This window comes from Clostridium sp. FP2, assembly GCF_011065955.2.
In the GTDB taxonomy this organism is placed as follows: domain Bacteria; phylum Bacillota; class Clostridia; order Clostridiales; family Clostridiaceae; genus Clostridium_AD; species Clostridium_AD tagluense.
Genome location: NZ_JAAMNI020000001.1, coordinates 621,641 through 641,002 on the forward strand (window position 1 = coordinate 621,641; position 19,362 = coordinate 641,002).

General features: G+C 37.1%; 12 protein-coding genes, 5 rRNA genes and 1 pseudogene. 10 read left to right on the top strand and 8 right to left on the bottom strand.

Features of this window, described 5'->3' with window-relative positions; genetic code table 11:
* Positions 1 to 68 precede the first annotated feature (68 nt).
* Positions 69 to 2,994: ribosomal RNA gene (locus G9F71_RS03000) — 23S ribosomal RNA — on the top strand.
* Positions 2,995 to 3,076: 82 nt separating this feature from the next.
* Positions 3,077 to 3,193 (top strand): 5S ribosomal RNA (gene rrf / locus G9F71_RS03005).
* A gap of 699 nt (positions 3,194 to 3,892) precedes the next feature.
* Here the strand turns inward: rrf (G9F71_RS03005) and G9F71_RS03010 are convergent.
* From G9F71_RS03010 to G9F71_RS03025, 4 genes are all read right to left on the bottom strand, one after another.
* Positions 3,893 to 4,255, bottom strand: coding sequence for a VOC family protein (locus G9F71_RS03010; RefSeq protein ID WP_164952532.1), 363 nt, complete (start codon positions 4,253 to 4,255; stop codon positions 3,893 to 3,895).
* 396 nt (positions 4,256 to 4,651) lie between these two features.
* Positions 4,652 to 4,804 (bottom strand): DUF4865 family protein, encoded by a 153-nt coding sequence (locus G9F71_RS27525; RefSeq protein WP_224626603.1) that lies wholly within the window; start codon positions 4,802 to 4,804, stop codon positions 4,652 to 4,654.
* Positions 4,770 to 4,853, bottom strand: a complete 84-nt coding sequence (locus tag G9F71_RS27715) for a DUF4865 family protein (protein ID WP_164952533.1) — start codon at positions 4,851 to 4,853, stop codon at positions 4,770 to 4,772. The genes G9F71_RS27525 and G9F71_RS27715 overlap by 35 nt, the downstream gene beginning before the upstream one ends.
* Before the next feature lie 304 nt (positions 4,854 to 5,157).
* Positions 5,158 to 5,586, bottom strand: a complete 429-nt coding sequence (locus tag G9F71_RS03025; protein ID WP_164952531.1) for an N-acetyltransferase — start codon at positions 5,584 to 5,586, stop codon at positions 5,158 to 5,160.
* Between the two features lie 281 nt (positions 5,587 to 5,867).
* Here G9F71_RS03025 and G9F71_RS03030 point away from each other — a divergent pair.
* Both G9F71_RS03030 and G9F71_RS03035 read left to right on the top strand, forming a co-directional pair.
* Positions 5,868 to 6,395 (top strand): annotated as a pseudogene (locus G9F71_RS03030) (RNA polymerase sigma factor).
* A 548-nt stretch (positions 6,396 to 6,943) separates the two neighbouring features.
* Positions 6,944 to 7,186 (top strand): hypothetical protein, encoded by a 243-nt coding sequence (locus G9F71_RS03035; RefSeq protein ID WP_164952528.1) that lies wholly within the window; start codon positions 6,944 to 6,946, stop codon positions 7,184 to 7,186.
* A gap of 97 nt (positions 7,187 to 7,283) precedes the next feature.
* Here G9F71_RS03035 and G9F71_RS03040 read toward each other — a convergent pair whose 3' ends face one another.
* Positions 7,284 to 7,610 carry a recombinase family protein gene (locus G9F71_RS03040; protein WP_164952527.1) on the bottom strand — a complete coding sequence of 109 codons (327 nt, stop codon included), beginning with the start codon at positions 7,608 to 7,610 and terminating at the stop codon, positions 7,284 to 7,286.
* 513 nt (positions 7,611 to 8,123) lie between these two features.
* Between G9F71_RS03040 and G9F71_RS03045 the strand changes: the two genes are divergently transcribed.
* The 3 genes from G9F71_RS03045 to rrf (G9F71_RS03055) all read left to right on the top strand — a co-directional run bounded on the left by G9F71_RS03045 (position 8,124) and on the right by rrf (G9F71_RS03055) (position 13,082).
* A 16S ribosomal RNA gene (locus G9F71_RS03045) occupies positions 8,124 to 9,642 on the top strand.
* A gap of 315 nt (positions 9,643 to 9,957) precedes the next feature.
* Positions 9,958 to 12,883, top strand: a 23S ribosomal RNA gene (locus tag G9F71_RS03050).
* An 82-nt stretch (positions 12,884 to 12,965) separates the two neighbouring features.
* Positions 12,966 to 13,082, top strand: a 5S ribosomal RNA gene (rrf, locus tag G9F71_RS03055).
* Together the 16S, 23S and 5S rRNA genes form the textbook arrangement of a ribosomal RNA operon.
* A 599-nt stretch (positions 13,083 to 13,681) precedes the next feature.
* On the opposite strand, the gene G9F71_RS27720 is transcribed toward rrf (G9F71_RS03055), so the two are convergent.
* The 3 genes from G9F71_RS27720 to G9F71_RS03075 form a co-directional block, all read right to left on the bottom strand.
* A complete protein-coding gene (locus tag G9F71_RS27720) occupies positions 13,682 to 13,915 on the bottom strand; it encodes a MerR family transcriptional regulator (RefSeq protein WP_164949479.1) in 234 nt (77 codons plus the stop codon).
* Positions 13,916 to 14,132: 217 nt separating this feature from the next.
* Positions 14,133 to 14,381, bottom strand: a complete 249-nt coding sequence (locus tag G9F71_RS03070; protein WP_164949480.1) for a hypothetical protein — start codon at positions 14,379 to 14,381, stop codon at positions 14,133 to 14,135.
* A gap of 343 nt (positions 14,382 to 14,724) precedes the next feature.
* Positions 14,725 to 15,099 (bottom strand): hypothetical protein, encoded by a 375-nt coding sequence (locus tag G9F71_RS03075; protein ID WP_224617397.1) that lies wholly within the window; start codon positions 15,097 to 15,099, stop codon positions 14,725 to 14,727.
* A 339-nt stretch (positions 15,100 to 15,438) separates the two neighbouring features.
* Here G9F71_RS03075 and G9F71_RS03080 point away from each other — a divergent pair, with 339 nt between their 5' ends.
* From G9F71_RS03080 to G9F71_RS03090, 3 genes are all read left to right on the top strand, one after another.
* Positions 15,439 to 17,382: a serine hydrolase domain-containing protein gene (locus tag G9F71_RS03080; protein ID WP_164949481.1), complete on the top strand. Its 1,944-nt coding sequence runs from the start codon at positions 15,439 to 15,441 to the stop codon at positions 17,380 to 17,382.
* Positions 17,383 to 17,453: 71 nt separating this feature from the next.
* Entirely contained in the window at positions 17,454 to 18,152 is a 699-nt protein-coding gene (locus G9F71_RS03085) for a response regulator transcription factor (protein ID WP_164947625.1), read from the top strand.
* A complete protein-coding gene (locus tag G9F71_RS03090) occupies positions 18,139 to 19,233 on the top strand; it encodes a sensor histidine kinase (RefSeq protein WP_164947626.1) in 1,095 nt (364 codons plus the stop codon). The genes G9F71_RS03085 and G9F71_RS03090 overlap by 14 nt, the downstream gene beginning before the upstream one ends.
* The last annotated feature ends 129 nt before the right edge of the window (positions 19,234 to 19,362 follow it).

The window sequence follows — 19,362 nt, forward strand, 5'->3', positions numbered from 1 at the left end:
TTTCGCAAAATGAATTAAAACGTTTATATAAATAAACGAAATTATCTACGCAAGTAGATAAAGATAAAGGTTAAGCTACAAAGGGCGCATGGCGAATGCCTTGGCACTAGGAGCCGAAGAAGGACGCGTTAAGCTGCGATAAGCTTTGGGTAGGCGCAAATAGCCAGTGATCCAAAGATTTCCGAATGGGGGAACCCACATAGTAACAACTATGTACTGCATACTGAATAAATAGGTATGCAGAGGTAGACCCGGGGAACTGAAACATCTAAGTACCCGGAGGAAGAGAAAGAAACATCGATTTCCTAAGTAGCGGCGAGCGAAAGGGAAAGAGCCCAAACCTAGGTCTTTGACCTAGGGGTTGAGGATAGATCATAAATACTGCAATTCCTTAATTGAAGATAGCTGGAAAGCTGCTCCGCAGAAGGTAATAGGCCTGTAAATGAAAAGGAAAAACAGTCAGATCTAATCCAGAGTACCACGAGACACGTGAAACCTTGTGGGAAGCAGGGAGGACCACCTCCCAAGGCTAAATACTACCTAGTGACCGATAGTGAAGAAGTACCGTGAGGGAAAGGTGAAAAGAACCCCGGAAGGGGAGTGAAATAGAACCTGAAACCGTGTGCCTACAACCGGTCGGAGCACTTTTTATGTGTGACGGCGTGCTTTTTGTAGAACGAGCCAACGAGTTACGATATGTAGCAAGGTTAAGTACTTAAGGTACGGAGCCGAAGGGAAACCAAGTCTGAATAGGGCGCTATAGTTGCATGTCGTAGACCCGAAACCGGGTGACCTATCCATGGCCAGGATGAAGCGGAAGTAAAATTCCGTGGAGGTCCGAACCACGTTGGTGTTGAAAAACCATGGGATGAGCTGTGGATAGCGGAGAAATTCCAATCGAACTCGGAGATAGCTGGTTCTCCTCGAAATAGCTTTAGGGCTAGCGTCGATTAATTGAGTAATGGAGGTAGAGCACTGAATGGGCTAGGGGCTGACAACAGTTACTGAACCCTATCAAACTCCGAATGCCATATACTTTTATTTCGGCAGTCAGACTGCGAATGATAAGATCCGTAGTCAAAAGGGAAACAGCCCAGACCATCAGCTAAGGTCCCAAAGTGTAAGTTAAGTGGAAAAGGATGTGGGATTTCTAAGACAACTAGGATGTTGGCTCAGAAGCAGCCACTCATTCAAAGAGTGCGTAATAGCTCACTAGTCAAGAGATCCTGCGCCGAAGATGTCCGGGGCTAAAACTTACCACCGAAGCTATGGGTGTACACTATGTGTACGCGGTAGAGGAGCTTTCTGTACTGGCTGAAGTCATACCGTAAGGAGTGGTGGACGGTACAGAAGTGAGAATGTTGGCATAAGTAGCGAGAGTTAAGTGAGAATCTTAACGGTCGAAAACCTAAGGTTTCCTGAGGAAGGCTCGTCCTCTCAGGGTTAGTCGGGACCTAAGCCGAGGCCGAAAGGCGTAGGTGATGGACAATCGGTTGATATTCCGATACCACCAATGGACGTTATTAGAAATGGGATGACGCAGGAGGATAAGATGTGCACACTATTGGATGTGTGTCTAAGCATTTAGGCGGAGCAAGCAGGCAAATCCGTTTGCTCTTAACGCTGAGATGTTATGGGGAAGGGAATTTATTCCTGAAGTATCTGATTCCACGCTGCCAAGAAAAGTCTCTATCGAGGATATTGGTGCCCGTACCGCAAACCGACACAGGTAGGTGAGGAGAGAATCCTAAGACCATCGGAAGAATTGCTGTTAAGGAACTCGGCAAATTGACCCCGTAACTTCGGGAGAAGGGGTGCCTACGAAAGTAGGTCGCAGAGAATAGGCCCAAGCAACTGTTTAGCAAAAACACAGGTCTCTGCTAAAGCGAAAGCTGATGTATAGGGGCTGACGCCTGCCCGGTGCTGGAAGGTTAAGGGGATTACTTAGCGCAAGCGAAGGTATGAACTTAAGCCCCAGTAAACGGCGGCCGTAACTATAACGGTCCTAAGGTAGCGAAATTCCTTGTCGGGTAAGTTCCGACCCGCACGAATGGCGTAATGATTTGGGCACTGTCTCAACAGCACATCCGGCGAAATTGTAGTGCCAGTGAAGATGCTGGCTACCCGCGATTGGACGGAAAGACCCCGTAGAGCTTTACTGTAGCTTAGCATTGAATTTCGGTATTGTCTGTACAGGATAGGTGGGAGACTGAGAAACATGGGCGTCAGCCTGTGTGGAGTCATCCTTGGGATACCACCCTGACAGTACTGAGGTTCTAACTGGAGGCCATGAATCTGGTCACAGGACATTGTTAGGTGGGCAGTTTGACTGGGGCGGTCGCCTCCAAAAAAGTAACGGAGGCGCTCAAAGGTTCCCTCAGCGCGGTTGGAAATCGCGCGAAGAGTGCAAAGGCAGAAGGGAGCCTGACTGCGACACCTACAAGTGGAGCAGGGACGAAAGTCGGACTTAGTGATCCGGTGGTACCTCGTGGGAGGGCCATCGCTCAACGGATAAAAGCTACCTCGGGGATAACAGGCTGATCTCCCCCAAGAGTCCACATCGACGGGGAGGTTTGGCACCTCGATGTCGGCTCGTCGCATCCTGGGGCTGAAGTAGGTCCCAAGGGTTGGGCTGTTCGCCCATTAAAGCGGCACGCGAGCTGGGTTCAGAACGTCGTGAGACAGTTCGGTCCCTATCCGTCGCGGGCGTAGGAAATTTGAAGGGAGCTGTCCTTAGTACGAGAGGACCGGGATGGACAAACCTCTGGTGCACCAGTTGTCACGCCAGTGGCATCGCTGGGTAGCTATGTTTGGAAGGGATAAACGCTGAAAGCATCTAAGCGTGAAGCCCACCCTGAGATGAGATTTCCCATAACTCGTGCGTAAGCACGGTGTTAGTAAGACTCCTGGAAGAACACCAGGTTGATAGGTTAGAGGTGTAAGCATGGTAACATGTTCAGCTGACTAATACTAATAAGTCGAGGGCTTGACCTTAATATATATAAAGCGTAAGCTTCAAGCGAAAGCGAGAAGATAATTTCACTGTGCAATTTTGAGAGAATATATATTTTCTCAATCTGGTGATTATGGCATGAAGGTAACACCCCTTCCCATACCGAACAGGTCGGTTAAGCTTCAATGCGCCAATGGTACTGCAGGGGTAACTTTGTGGGAGAGTAGGTCGTCGCCAGGTAAACAAAAAGCCACTAAGTCTAACTTAGTGGTTTTTATTTTGCGTAAATATAATTTAGATTTTAGATTATCAATAAAAATAACAATACTGCACCTAGGGGGATCCCAGTGCAGTATTGTTTTCATTAGTTCGTTATTTTTTATATAAAAATGGATGGGTATTTAAATTATAGACTATTCTGCAAATCTTATTCACTTTATTTGAAATTAAAGGAACAAGAGCATTTTAGAGAGTATTTACATGATAAAGCACTGTGCTGGAAGTACCCAGGGAGAAATCCTTGGGGCTTATTTTTTTGTATGAAAATAGCTAGGCGCTTACATAGCTAATTAGGTAGGACTTATAAAAAGTGTTAATCCAAGGATAATTAAGCAGGAAGGTATTTAAGAAGTTATAGAGAGATGTTTAAGTACTTCAAATGCATTTAGAAAGTATTAAAGTATTCTTTTTACTGATTTAGGTACTGAATATATAAAGTAATGTTATTGAACTTATGAAGTTATGAACTTAATGTAAGTAATTTGTGGTTGAGATTGAGGAACAATACTTTTGAAAGACGACGTAAAAATACCGTAAAATTCCATTCTGAATAATACGGCATTTTAAGGAATTATTCGGTTTTTATAGTTGTGACGTTTAATACGAAGAAAGCGAATTAACTTCAACCGTATATTATCGCAAGCCGGATGCTTTTGAAAATTACTTTGGAAAAACCCGTAACTGTACAGATACCCCATTTGGGTCATAAACATAGAAATATCGAGTTTGAATATCAGGGTTCTGGATGGCAGAAGGGTTAAGACCTTTGTCCTCCGCAAGTTTATGCATTACATCTAGTTTATCCGTCTCAAAGCAAATGAACATACCTTTGCCTTCAAACTTCTGACCCTGTGGCATGCAGACAAGTTCAATCTCGGTTTCTCCACTACCATTTGTCAGAAATGCAACTTCTCCAGGTCCTGCTTTAAAGCGGCGGGAAATAGTTAGTTCTGTAATCGTCTCATAAAATTCAATAGATTCTTCAAAATTGTTGACCATTAAGGTCACATGCTGAATATGCATAGTATATCTCCTTTTCTTTGTGTAATCTTAAACAATTATCACACAATAAAATATATAATTCAAGAAGTGTTTTCCTCAATATAACTCATCAAAAAGTCCTTTTCATTGATGAGTTATGATTCTATTTTTTTACAACTTCGACCTAGCTCTATAGAAATTATAGCATATTATGCATATTCCTATAATAGTAAATATTTTCATTTTAAAATATTTACTATTATTCAATTTTCAAAGAGCATTGTTCGTACTTTAAATTTTAATAGTTATGTCGTGTAATTTTCAAATTACCTACCAATACTTTTGAATTGCGCACTAAAAATGCCATAAAATTCACTTCTGAATAATACGACATTTTAAATATTTTGTATTGAATTTTTGGAGTCTCTGCAAAATCATTTATTGAGATAGTTTTTCTTGTGATATATGAAGTATATTATAAATCACCCCTTTTTCTGCTTTTACTTTTATTAAATCATCTATAAAGTAAAAAACAATGTATTTCCATTTATCTGGGTTATAGATAACTATATACTCTGTCTTTAATAATATTCATATCATAATTGCTTGGCAATATAATCTTATATTGTGTTGCTATCATTAATTATATCCTCCTTTTCACTTCTTTTTTTAAAAATAATTATTATATACAAACTTGAAGTATATAATAATTATTATATACTAAATTTAATTTTTTTCCAGTATATATTTCAAAAAAAGAAGGTGTTTTACACACCATATTATTCAATTATCAAAGACCATTGTTCGTATTTTCAATTTCAATAGTTACGTCGTTTAATTTTCAAATTGCCTAGCGATATTTTTGAAAGACGACGTAAAAATACCGTAAAATCCATTTCTGAATAATACAGTATTTTTTAATTGTACATTTAATTGTATATTAACTATTTTTCACCAAAGCACATAGTATATTCCATCTCTTTTGTATCCTCATGGATACTTTCATCTAGGACTGTAAAATCGTTTTTAGAATAGAAATTTACTGCCTTTTTGTTTTTTGTAAAGACATCTAATATGAGATATGGATACCTAGATTTACAATGAGCTATCAGTTTCTGTCCTATCCCTTCTTTTTGATATTCTTTTTTTACAAAAAGTCCTGCTATATAATTTTGTTCTAAAACTCCTATGAAACCTTTTATAAGATTATTCTCTTCATATACATAAATATCAGCAGATGGCAACATTTGTTTCACCACATCAAAATTTCCAATCCAGTATTCTTTAGGTGTAAAACTGTGAGCATCTATGTTAGTTTCAAGCCAAATTGCCATTACATCATCTAATTTACTTACATCAAATTTTTTAATCATGTTATTCTCCTTCATTTTTTAAAATATTAAAAGTAGGAGTAGAATACACTCATGAAGTTCACCCTTTCTATTACTTTTCTAATAATATATTTTATACTATTAGAAAACTCTATTAAATTATATAAATGTTCTTTATTATATCATATATTATTCAATTATCAAAGACCATTGTTCGTACTTTCAATTTCAATAGTTACGTCGTCCAATTCTCATATATCGTTACAACAAAACCCATATCAATCAGAAAAGCAGAGGAAAATGCTAAAGCTTTGGTTGATGACATGCATGTAGTTCAAAGTGTTGGTAAAGTTAAGAATGGATTTAAGGCTGATGAACTTGAAAATGATAAGAAGATATACAGTTTCGTATATAATATAGTGAGAAATAGAGAAGAAGCTATGGATATTACTCAGGACTCTTTTGTTAAAGCAATTAAATATATTCATAGTTATAATTCAGGCAAGAACTTTGCTACATGGATATGTACTATAGAAAAGAATACTAATTACGATTATCTAAAAAAAAAGAGTCATAACATTACTGCTAGCAGTATTGAGAATGAGGAATCAATGTAATCATCACATATTAATAGTCCGGAAGTGCTCTATCAAAATAAAGAGACTCTATTAGAAATGGGTAATATTATTGATAGTTTACCTATAAAATATAAAGAGTTGATTCATATGAAATATATGCTCGGATTAAGTTATGAAGAAATTAGCAAAAAACTTATGATTTCAATCAGTAAAGTTGAATCACGGCTGTATATTGCTAGAAAAAGGCTTCAAAAAGAGAAAGAATATATCTAATGCATTGTCAAAAGGGCATCCAGCGTACATTATAGAAGAAAATCATTTCGAAAGCATAGAATCAGCCCAAATATTCTATTTGTTGTTACCCAAAAGATTAAAACTAGCTATAAGCTTAAGGGAATAACTTATTCCAAAACTAAGGAAAATTCTTGTTCAGTAGTTTTTCAATATAAAGATGATAATAATAATGAGCTTAGGCTAGAATACCATTCAAAGGAAAATAATATTGAAAGTAATTCTGATTTCCGTATTGTAAATCCTGGCATTGTTAGAATTGAGACTGAAAAGGGATATGGAATAGCACAAAACGAAACCAAGCCAGTAGGGAATAATATTTTGACTTCGAAATTCTTGTATTTCTAATTACCTAAATATGCCATAACAGCTAATTTATTTTATACTGAAGAAGTTAATACATTTGATAAGTCCGATGATGAAACTTTAAATACATCATATATAAAAGATATAAAGACAACCCGTCACATGTCTTTAACGTTACAGCTATTTATGAAAATGCCGAGGGAATTCAATTATCAATTAACTATATGACGTTTGAAAAAAGTGGAATACATGTTAATAATAATACATTTGAACAAAGAAATATTTACAAAATTCAGTGTGATGGAAATGATAAGGGATCCCTGATTCCATATATAGAAAGACGGTTGCGTTATCAGTTCAGTAATTTTGATATGAATATATACTTGCAGTATAAATCGGATGAAGCTGACTACGACAATAGTTATGATAATGAATTGAGAAAGATAGTGGAAAGTATAGAAGGGTAGATATAAATAGAATTTATTAGACTCCTCCCTTAATTTTAGATTTGTATTTTTTCAACTTCAAATAATAGATCAACATATAATTGGCGTAGTTTATTGGTTACATCAAGTATATCTCTGTGTTACGTCCAAATCGGCTAATTGACTTTGTGATAATACGTTCAATTTTCTTGGCTTTACAGTCTGCCAACATTCTTTGAAATTCAGCTCTGCCAGAAATGTTTTTCACAGATTTGATATCTGCATAAATATCGACAAGCACCCAATTTATATGGCTGCTAACCATCTGTCTATAATATTCTATTTGATTAGACAGGTTTTCAATTTGTTCTGCATGCGCTGTGCTAACTATGAAATAAAGAGCAACATTTGTTTTCCATTTTGTAGATATATGATTAATCCTTGTAAATTTTCTCACATTGCCCATGTAAAAAGAACCTTCCTTTATAAAAGTTCGTAATTAGCCTACACATGTAAGTTTACCAAATATTTGAAAGATATAATCCGGAAATGTAAATTTATATAAAGCTATGAGTGGTAATAGTATGATTAATTCAGCCACAAAGGAGGTTTTTTAAATATATGAAGTGCAAATAAGGGATAATTACTTAACCACGAGTATCGTAATGCGAAATATTGAATTATTTGTACGTATATGTAGGGATGTGAAGATAATCTAGCTAGATAACTTATTGGGTGAAATCATGCTATTATTTATATGATAGAATACTCCTTGTCGTCACATGATGGCAAGCAAGTTGGTCTTTGAAAATTAAACAGAGAAATAGGTAAAATAGCGAAATAATATTTCGCTTGACCAGTTAATTACTTTAGATAAAAAAGTAATTTTAGTCGTAAGACTAAAAAGTATGTAATGAGCTTGCTAACCAGCTTAACAGTTGGCGCAGATTATTCATTTCAAATAAAAAGTGTAAACTTTTAAATTGAGAGTTTGATCCTGGCTCAGGACGAACGCTGGCGGCGTGCCTAACACATGCAAGTCGAGCGATGAAACCCTTCGGGGTGGATTAGCGGCGGACGGGTGAGTAACACGTGGGTAACCTGCCTCAAAGAGGGGAATAGCCTCCCGAAAGGGAGATTAATACCGCATAATATGTTTTGGTCGCATGACCTTTACATCAAAGGATTTTTCTTTTAGAGAATTCCACTTTGAGATGGACCCGCGGCGCATTAGCTAGTTGGTGAGGTAACGGCCCACCAAGGCAACGATGCGTAGCCGACCTGAGAGGGTGATCGGCCACATTGGAACTGAGACACGGTCCAGACTCCTACGGGAGGCAGCAGTGGGGAATATTGCGCAATGGGGGAAACCCTGACGCAGCAACGCCGCGTGAATGATGAAGGCCTTCGGGTTGTAAAGTTCTGTCTTCTGGGACGATAATGACGGTACCAGAGGAGGAAGCCACGGCTAACTACGTGCCAGCAGCCGCGGTAATACGTAGGTGGCAAGCGTTGTCCGGATTTACTGGGCGTAAAGGATGCGTAGGCGGACATTTAAGTCAGATGTGAAATACCCGAGCTTAACTTGGGTGCTGCATTTGAAACTGGGTGTCTAGAGTGCAGGAGAGGTAAGTGGAATTCCTAGTGTAGCGGTGAAATGCGTAGAGATTAGGAAGAACACCAGTGGCGAAGGCGACTTACTGGACTGTAACTGACGCTGAGGCATGAAAGCGTGGGGAGCAAACAGGATTAGATACCCTGGTAGTCCACGCCGTAAACGATGAATACTAGGTGTCGGGGGTCGAACCTCGGTGCCGCAGTTAACACAATAAGTATTCCGCCTGGGGAGTACGATCGCAAGATTAAAACTCAAAGGAATTGACGGGGGCCCGCACAAGCAGCGGAGCATGTGGTTTAATTCGAAGCAACGCGAAGAACCTTACCTAGACTTGACATCCCCTGCATAACCCAGAGATGGGCGAAGTCCTTCGGGACAGGGTGACAGGTGGTGCATGGTTGTCGTCAGCTCGTGTCGTGAGATGTTGGGTTAAGTCCCGCAACGAGCGCAACCCTTATCATTAGTTGCTACCATTTAGTTGAGCACTCTAGTGAGACTGCCCGGGTTAACCGGGAGGAAGGTGGGGATGACGTCAAATCATCATGCCCCTTATGTCTAGGGCTACACACGTGCTACAATGGTGAGTACAAAGAGATGCAAGACCGCAAGGTGGAGCCAAACTCAAAAACTCATCCCAGTTCGGATTGTAGGCTGCAACTCGCCTACATGAAGCCGGAGTTGCTAGTAATCGCGAATCAGCATGTCGCGGTGAATACGTTCCCGGGCCTTGTACACACCGCCCGTCACACCATGAGAGTTGGTAACACCCGAAGTCCGTGAGGTAACCGTAAGGAGCCAGCGGCCGAAGGTGGGATTGATGATTGGGGTGAAGTCGTAACAAGGTAGCCGTAGGAGAACCTGCGGCTGGATCACCTCCTTTCTAGGGAGTAGATGCAAAGACTTCGGTCGATGCAACAAGAAGAATTTAATTATTCTTCAAAAATGTCTACTGTAATTACTCGTAACCTATTCTCTGTTTAATTTTGAGAGACTAATTTTAGTTAACTCTTTGGAGTTGACTAATAGATAGTTTTTCTAAAAATGTTCTTTGAAAATTGCACAGTGAAATTAAAGTTGTTTTAATAAGTTAAAGCCATGTAAATGGTGTATAGATGAATTTAATACAATTTCGCAAAATGAATTAAAACGTTTATGTAAATAAACGAAATTATCTATGCAAATAGATAAAGATAAAGGTTAAGCTACAAAGGGCGCATGGCGAATGCCTTGGCACTAGGAGCCGAAGAAGGACGCGTTAAGCTGCGATAAGCTTTGGGTAGGCGCAAATAGCCAGTGATCCAAAGATTTCCGAATGGGGGAACCCACATAGTAACAACTATGTACTGCATACTGAATAAATAGGTATGCAGAGGTAGACCCGGGGAACTGAAACATCTAAGTACCCGGAGGAAGAGAAAGAAACATCGATTTCCTAAGTAGCGGCGAGCGAAAGGGAAAGAGCCCAAACCTAGGTCTTTGACCTAGGGGTTGAGGATAGATCATAAATACTGCAATTCCTTAATTGAAGATAGCTGGAAAGCTGCTCCGCAGAAGGTAATAGGCCTGTAAATGAAAAGGAAAAACAGTCAGATCTAATCCAGAGTACCACGAGACACGTGAAACCTTGTGGGAAGCAGGGAGGACCACCTCCCAAGGCTAAATACTACCTAGTGACCGATAGTGAAGAAGTACCGTGAGGGAAAGGTGAAAAGAACCCCGGAAGGGGAGTGAAATAGAACCTGAAACCGTGTGCCTACAACCGGTCGGAGCACTTTTTATGTGTGACGGCGTGCTTTTTGTAGAACGAGCCAACGAGTTACGATATGTAGCAAGGTTAAGTACTTAAGGTACGGAGCCGAAGGGAAACCAAGTCTGAATAGGGCGCTATAGTTGCATGTCGTAGACCCGAAACCGGGTGACCTATCCATGGCCAGGATGAAGCGGAAGTAAAATTCCGTGGAGGTCCGAACCACGTTGGTGTTGAAAAACCATGGGATGAGCTGTGGATAGCGGAGAAATTCCAATCGAACTCGGAGATAGCTGGTTCTCCTCGAAATAGCTTTAGGGCTAGCGTCGATTAATTGAGTAATGGAGGTAGAGCACTGAATGGGCTAGGGGCTGACAACAGTTACTGAACCCTATCAAACTCCGAATGCCATATACTTTTATTTCGGCAGTCAGACTGCGAATGATAAGATCCGTAGTCAAAAGGGAAACAGCCCAGACCATCAGCTAAGGTCCCAAAGTGTAAGTTAAGTGGAAAAGGATGTGGGATTTCTAAGACAACTAGGATGTTGGCTCAGAAGCAGCCACTCATTCAAAGAGTGCGTAATAGCTCACTAGTCAAGAGATCCTGCGCCGAAGATGTCCGGGGCTAAAACTTACCACCGAAGCTATGGGTGTACACTATGTGTACGCGGTAGAGGAGCTTTCTGTACTGGCTGAAGTCATACCGTAAGGAGTGGTGGACGGTACAGAAGTGAGAATGTTGGCATAAGTAGCGAGAGTTAAGTGAGAATCTTAACGGTCGAAAACCTAAGGTTTCCTGAGGAAGGCTCGTCCTCTCAGGGTTAGTCGGGACCTAAGCCGAGGCCGAAAGGCGTAGGTGATGGACAATCGGTTGATATTCCGATACCACCAATGGACGTTATTAGAAATGGGATGACGCAGGAGGATAAGATGTGCACACTATTGGATGTGTGTCTAAGCATTTAGGCGGAGCAAGCAGGCAAATCCGTTTGCTCTTAACGCTGAGATGTTATGGGGAAGGGAATTTATTCCTGAAGTATCTGATTCCACGCTGCCAAGAAAAGTCTCTATCGAGGATATTGGTGCCCGTACCGCAAACCGACACAGGTAGGTGAGGAGAGAATCCTAAGACCATCGGAAGAATTGCTGTTAAGGAACTCGGCAAATTGACCCCGTAACTTCGGGAGAAGGGGTGCCTACGAAAGTAGGTCGCAGAGAATAGGCCCAAGCAACTGTTTAGCAAAAACACAGGTCTCTGCTAAAGCGAAAGCTGATGTATAGGGGCTGACGCCTGCCCGGTGCTGGAAGGTTAAGGGGATTACTTAGCGCAAGCGAAGGTATGAACTTAAGCCCCAGTAAACGGCGGCCGTAACTATAACGGTCCTAAGGTAGCGAAATTCCTTGTCGGGTAAGTTCCGACCCGCACGAATGGCGTAATGATTTGGGCACTGTCTCAACAGCACATCCGGCGAAATTGTAGTGCCAGTGAAGATGCTGGCTACCCGCGATTGGACGGAAAGACCCCGTAGAGCTTTACTGTAGCTTAGCATTGAATTTCGGTATTGTCTGTACAGGATAGGTGGGAGACTGAGAAACATGGGCGTCAGCCTGTGTGGAGTCATCCTTGGGATACCACCCTGACAGTACTGAGGTTCTAACTGGAGGCCATGAATCTGGTCACAGGACATTGTTAGGTGGGCAGTTTGACTGGGGCGGTCGCCTCCAAAAAAGTAACGGAGGCGCTCAAAGGTTCCCTCAGCGCGGTTGGAAATCGCGCGAAGAGTGCAAAGGCAGAAGGGAGCCTGACTGCGACACCTACAAGTGGAGCAGGGACGAAAGTCGGACTTAGTGATCCGGTGGTACCTCGTGGGAGGGCCATCGCTCAACGGATAAAAGCTACCTCGGGGATAACAGGCTGATCTCCCCCAAGAGTCCACATCGACGGGGAGGTTTGGCACCTCGATGTCGGCTCGTCGCATCCTGGGGCTGAAGTAGGTCCCAAGGGTTGGGCTGTTCGCCCATTAAAGCGGCACGCGAGCTGGGTTCAGAACGTCGTGAGACAGTTCGGTCCCTATCCGTCGCGGGCGTAGGAAATTTGAAGGGAGCTGTCCTTAGTACGAGAGGACCGGGATGGACAAACCTCTGGTGCACCAGTTGTCACGCCAGTGGCATCGCTGGGTAGCTATGTTTGGAAGGGATAAACGCTGAAAGCATCTAAGCGTGAAGCCCACCCTGAGATGAGATTTCCCATAACTCGTGCGTAAGCACGGTGTTAGTAAGACTCCTGGAAGAACACCAGGTTGATAGGTTAGAGGTGTAAGCATGGTAACATGTTCAGCTGACTAATACTAATAAGTCGAGGGCTTGACCTTAATATATATAAAGCGTAAGCTTCAAGCGAAAGCGAGAAGATAATTTCACTGTGCAATTTTGAGAGAATATATATTTTCTCAATCTGGTGATTATGGCATGAAGGTAACACCCCTTCCCATACCGAACAGGTCGGTTAAGCTTCAATGCGCCAATGGTACTGCAGGGGTAACTTTGTGGGAGAGTAGGTCGTCGCCAGGTAAACAAAAAACCACTAAGTCTAACTTAGTGGTTTTTATTTTGCATAAATATAATTGAGATTTTTGATAAGGTAATTATTAACCACATATGACTTTTTATATTCTCAGATAACTTTATGCCTTCTAATTTTCATAAAATGTTATACAATATATATGAACATATCTTTTAGAAGCGGTAGTATGAAAATTGTAGCGAAATCGATAGAAGTAGTTGATTGGACTGATAAAAAGCGGAATATATGGCCTTCGCTATATATAAATTCTCTCCCTATTATTGTATTAAACCAAATTTTTTTATCTCAAATAGAGTTGATGCTTTAAAATAGTTGTTTGAAGTAGAGCAAACTAATTAATAGAAAATATGAATTTGATGCAGTGTAAAAAAAGCCATAGGTTGTAATTTTAACCCAGGGAGAAATCCTTGGGGCTTATTTTTTTGTATGAAAATAGCTAGGCGTTCACATAGCTAATTAGGTAGTACTTATCCAATAAAACGTGTTAATCTAAGGATAATTGAGCAGGAAGGTATTCAAGAAGTTATAGAGAGATGTTTAAGCATTCCAAATACATTTGGACTTATAACATTACATACGGCCACTCTCATAGGTCGGAAAATAACAATATTGCTATTTGAGGGTCTGTACTGTCAAGTATGATTTTCACTGACTTTATAGGAATATCCAGTTCCCTCAACAGTAGTACAAGAAGTACACGCTGTAATGCTTCAGTGTTGTATATACGCCAACCAGATTGTGGGTCGCGCTGACTGTTAAAAAGCACCTTTTCTTCCCAGCGACGAAGCGTGCAACTCGTCAGTCCAAGCTTCGCTGACACCTGATGAATTGGTTAAAAATGGCTCATTCAAACACCTTCTTTTCAATATATGAGGTTCCCAATAGGATAAAATATCATTTGACACTGCGTCAATTGCAATAGAAATTATTTTTTTGCCACGAAGATACTAAACAGTAGTTACGTCACATTTTACTATTCATACACAATATAAAAAGTGTATCTTAGTATAATTTCAACTATATCTATTGTATTGATTTTAAATAATAGATATAAAAATTAATATAATAGATATAATAAATGGTTGTATTGATTCCTTTTTCTTTTTATCATAAAAAAATATTATTCCCGAAATGATAAGCATTGCTATTCCTGCTATGATACTTAATAATACTGTAATTTGATTAATAATCTTGATATACGATATTTCATAAATAATTCTTAAAATAAAATAACCTATAGCAAAACCAAGAGATACAGACTCTATGTTGTTGGTAAATGTTTTCATATAATCACCCCACGACACAAATATTTACTTAATTATACTATTTATACCATGAATTCTATATAAAAAATTAAAATACATTTTGCTTATTATAAAATAAAAACCACTTAATATAATAATAATAATAATAATGAAAAAACACAAAAATCATGAAATATGCGTTTCATGATATTTTAAAAAGATACCCTCTCTCGATTCTCTTAGTTAGTTCCCTATACTTTTGGAGTGCGACGTAAAAACACCGTAAAATTCAATTGAATAATACGATGTTTTTAAGTGGTTATTCAGTTTTATTAGTTGTGATGCTTAATAAGAATAATGCGAATTAATTAACTAAAAATTATGCTTATACACCATAGTGTATAACATATTTATTTTCAGATATTGCCTTTCTTATCAATATCAATAAATCAATCAGTTGTATTGATGATTTTGATTTCTTATCTTTTGAAACAATGTTATAAAAAGCCTCTAATGATTCTGGCGGAATAAGAGTAACTCCCCACCTATCAAGTGCAAAATCTGGTCTACTATAGTAACCGTGGTAAGTTTTAATTAAAATCAATTCATCCCACCAATCGTTCAAAATATCGTCATTAATAGCGACACAATTATATTTTTTAGGTTCATAATAAGAATAATCTTTATCTTTTTCAAATTCATCTATAATACCGAATTCAGCAACACAAGCCACATTAGCACCTACCTTCTTGATATACAAGTAGTCCTACCGTTTGAGTGAATATTTTACAACCTCGACCTACTCTATGGAAATTATAGCACATTATACATATTTATACATAACTATATTTCCATAATAGTAAATATTCTTATTTTTTAATACCGTATTATTCAATTTTCAAAGAGCATTGTTCGTACTTTCAATTTCAATAGTTACGTCGACCTTTTCTCATATGTTGTCACAACAAAACCCATATCAAATAGTGTATGGGTTTATATTTTTATATATAAACTTTATTTTTTCGTAAGAAAAAAGTTAAAATCAAAAATTTGTTTTGATATAAAATCTAACTATAGAATAATTAAGGAGTTGAAAATTATGAAGATGAAAGCAAAAAAAAATATGTTAATATTATTAAGTACCATATTGATAAGCTCAGGGTTACATAGTAATAGCTTTGGAAAGGAAATAGAGAAGAAACATTTAGAGGTGAATAACAGTCAGGATTTACAGAGATTTACAGATGATTTTTTTAAAAAGAATATGGAAAAGTATTTAATTCCAGGAGCAGCTATAGCTGTTGTAAAGGATGGAAAAGAAGTATTTAAAAAGGGATATGGTTATAGTGATGTAAAAGCAAAAGTATCAGTAAATCCAGATAAAACTCTTTTCCCAGCAGGATCAGTAAGTAAATTGTTTACTGCAACAGCTATTATGCAATTGTATGAAGAAGGAAAAATAGATTTAAATAAAAATATTAATAATTATATAAATCCTTACAAGGTTGATAATCCTTATAAGGAAGCAGTAACTTGTGGTAATTTATTAACGCATTCTAGTGGAGTTGATGAAGCTAGTGAGCTTAATGGTGGTACGAGAGATGAAAAGTCAATAAAATTACAGGAGTATTATTTTGATAACCATACTCCTAGGGTAGTAAGAGAGCCTAATGCTGTTAGTAGATATTCTAATCAAGGTTATAACCTTCTAGGGTATGTTATAGAAAAGGTATCTGGTATTAGTTATGAGGAATATATAAAGAAAAACATATTAGAAGCTTTAAAAATGGATAATAGCTTAGTTAGATTAAAAAATAATAATACAGTTAAGTGTTACGGGTATGGAGGAATAGGCGGAGAGTATAATGAAAGTCCTTTAGGCTATCAACATACTTCCGGATCTTCAGGAATAAATGCAACAGTTAAAGATATGGAAAACTTTATGATAGCTCACTTAAATAATGGAGAGTTTCAAGGAAAGAAAATTTTAAATGAAAAAACATTAGCAATAATGAAAAATAAGCAATTTTCAAATAATAATAGTTTACCTGGAATGGGATATGGATTCATAAGAAGCAATAGAAATGGACAAGAAATATTAAAACATGAAGGTGCATTAATGGCAGGTAGTACTACTACATTATTTTTAATGCCAAAGGAAGGTTTAGGGATATATGTCGCAACCAATTCATTAAATCCACTTCCGTTTAACTTTGAAGAAGAGTTTTTAAATAAATTCTATCCTACCACTAATAATAAGTTTAATGAAATAAAGAAAAATCCATCTAAGGATTTTAGTAAATATGGAGGAACATATAGAAGCTATGATGGAATATCAAAAAGTAATATTATGAAGCATTATGTTTTATTTATGTCTGATTTAAATATGAAAATTAAAGATAATAAAGATGGTACATTGACTCTTAAAGAATATACTCCTGCTAAAGAAGAGATTACTACAAATCTTGTAGAAATTAAAGATGGCGTATTTGCTAGGGAAGATGGTAGAGGAGATTTTGCATTTAGGATGAATGATAAGGGCAAAGTAACTTATGCATTTAATGATTTAAGTGAAAGTTCTTTCGAAAAGATAAGTTTTTTTGATGAAGTAAATTTTAATATAGCTATATTTGTTATAGCTATGGTTATGTTCATTATTAATATGATTGGAACAATAGTTTTTTTTATAAGAAGGAAGTTTAAACAAACAAGGTACAAAGCTTGCAGGAGCATTAAATTAACTAGGGTAGTAAACTTAGTTATTAGTGTGCTTAATATAGTTGGAATATTTGGAGCAATTATAATGGCAATGGTTATGATTAGTACTAATGATTTTACCTTTGCATGGTTACTTTATACCTTTTTAGGTTTTCTAATAGTATCAACGGTTTTAAGTATTTCTGGATTAATTACTTTAATATATATTTGGATTAAAAAGAGAGGGCGAAAAGCAGAGAAAAATTATTTTACGATTATAACTATAGGTAATTTTATTTTTATATGGTTTATATGTTACTTTAATTTTTTGGGATTTAAAATATAACCTGAAACATCAATTATTTTAAAATGTGGTATAATTTTGTTTAAATAGTTATTACGGGGGAGATAAGCAGCATGTTTAATATATTGATTGTAGATGATGAAGTAGAAATAATTGAACTTATGGAAGTATACCTAATAAATGATGGTTATAAGGTATTTAAAGCTACAAATGGCGTAGATGCACTTAATATAATTAATGCAGGAAAAATTCAACTTGTGATTTTAGATATAATGATGCCAGGAATGGATGGGTTACAGGTTTGTATGAAGATTAGAAAAGAGTATAATATTCCAATTATAATGGTTAGTGCAAAGGGACAAGACATAGATAAAATACAAGGATTATCTACAGGGGCGGATGACTATATGGTAAAACCATTTAACACAATGGAACTCCTTGCTAGAGTGAAAGCTCAAATAAGGAGATATGTATATCTTAATGAGAATCACAAACCATTTGATAATGAAGATGTTATTGAAATAAAAGGGATTACTATAAACAAAAGGAATCACAAAGTTCATTTATTGGGGACAGAATTAAAATTAACTCCAACAGAATATGAGATATTGCTACTATTGGCTAGTAACAGTGGGAGAGTATTTAGTGCTGAGGAAATCTTTAAAAAGATTTGGAAGGAAAAATATTTTGAAGGGAATAACACTGTTATGGTTCATATATGGAGATTAAGAGAGAAATTAGAAGATATTCCTAAAGAACCTAAAATAGTAGAAACGGTGTGGGGAGTTGGATATAAAATTGAAGAACAATAGCATTAAATACAATATACTCATAAATTTCTTTATAGCTACGTTAATGTCTATAATATCAACATTAGTAGGAGTTTTTTTAGTAATTATGTGGCTACATATTTTCTGTCCAAGCCTATATATGAAATTTACTAATGATTATAATACAAATAGTTCAGTTATGCTAGGGTTTATAATAGAAATTTTTGTAATTTTTATAGTGCTAATGTGCTTAATATTTATCAAAAGAATGAATAGAATTACTGATTATATAGAAGAAATATCACAGAGCTTAAATATAGTAGCTAATGGAAATATGAATATAAATATACCTATTAGAAACAAGAATGAGTTAGGAACATTAGCTTCAGCTGTTAATAAAATGGCATATAGTATAAAAGAACTTATGAAAAAAGAAAGACAGTGGGAAAAGCAGAAGAATAATTTGATTACAAATTTATCTCATGATTTAAGGACTCCACTTACATCTATTCTTGGATTTTTAGAGTTAATTCAAAATGAGAATTATAAAAATAATGATGAGTTGCATCATTATTGTGAAGTTTCATTAAGTAAAGCAAAGGAATTGAAGAGTTCAGTGGATCAACTTTTTGAGTTTACAAAGATAAGTAATGGTGATGTAAATTTAAATAAATCTAATATATATCTACAGCAATTAATAGAACAAGCTACCATTGGATTTATACCGTCCTTTGAAAATAGTAGCATGGAATATAGAATATCTTCAAAAGATGCAGGTTTAATAATAAATGGAGATGCTATTTTACTAGTTAGAGCCTTTGAAAATATAATAGCTAATGCCATTAAGTACGGTAGTGAGGGAAAGTATTTAGATATAAATATAGAAAAAGAAAATAATATGGCTGTAGTCAGCTTTGTAAATTATGGAGATATAATAGAAGAAGAGAATTTGAAGAATTTATTCCAAAGGTTATATAGGGTAGAAAAATCTTGTGATAAAAAAGAGGGAACTGGACTTGGGCTTGCAATTGTAAAAACAATAGTAGAATTACATAATGGTGGTATAGAGGTTAAAAGCTCTAAGGGAAAAACAGAATTTAAAATAAAACTGCCTTTTAATTAGTAAGAATAAAAAATTAAAAAAAGAAATAAAGCAAAAATAAATTAAGTACCTCCTTTAGCAAAAAAACTGTTCCAATTTTTGTAGGGGATCTGACGCCTTACAAAGATTGGAACATTTTTTGTTGTTGGG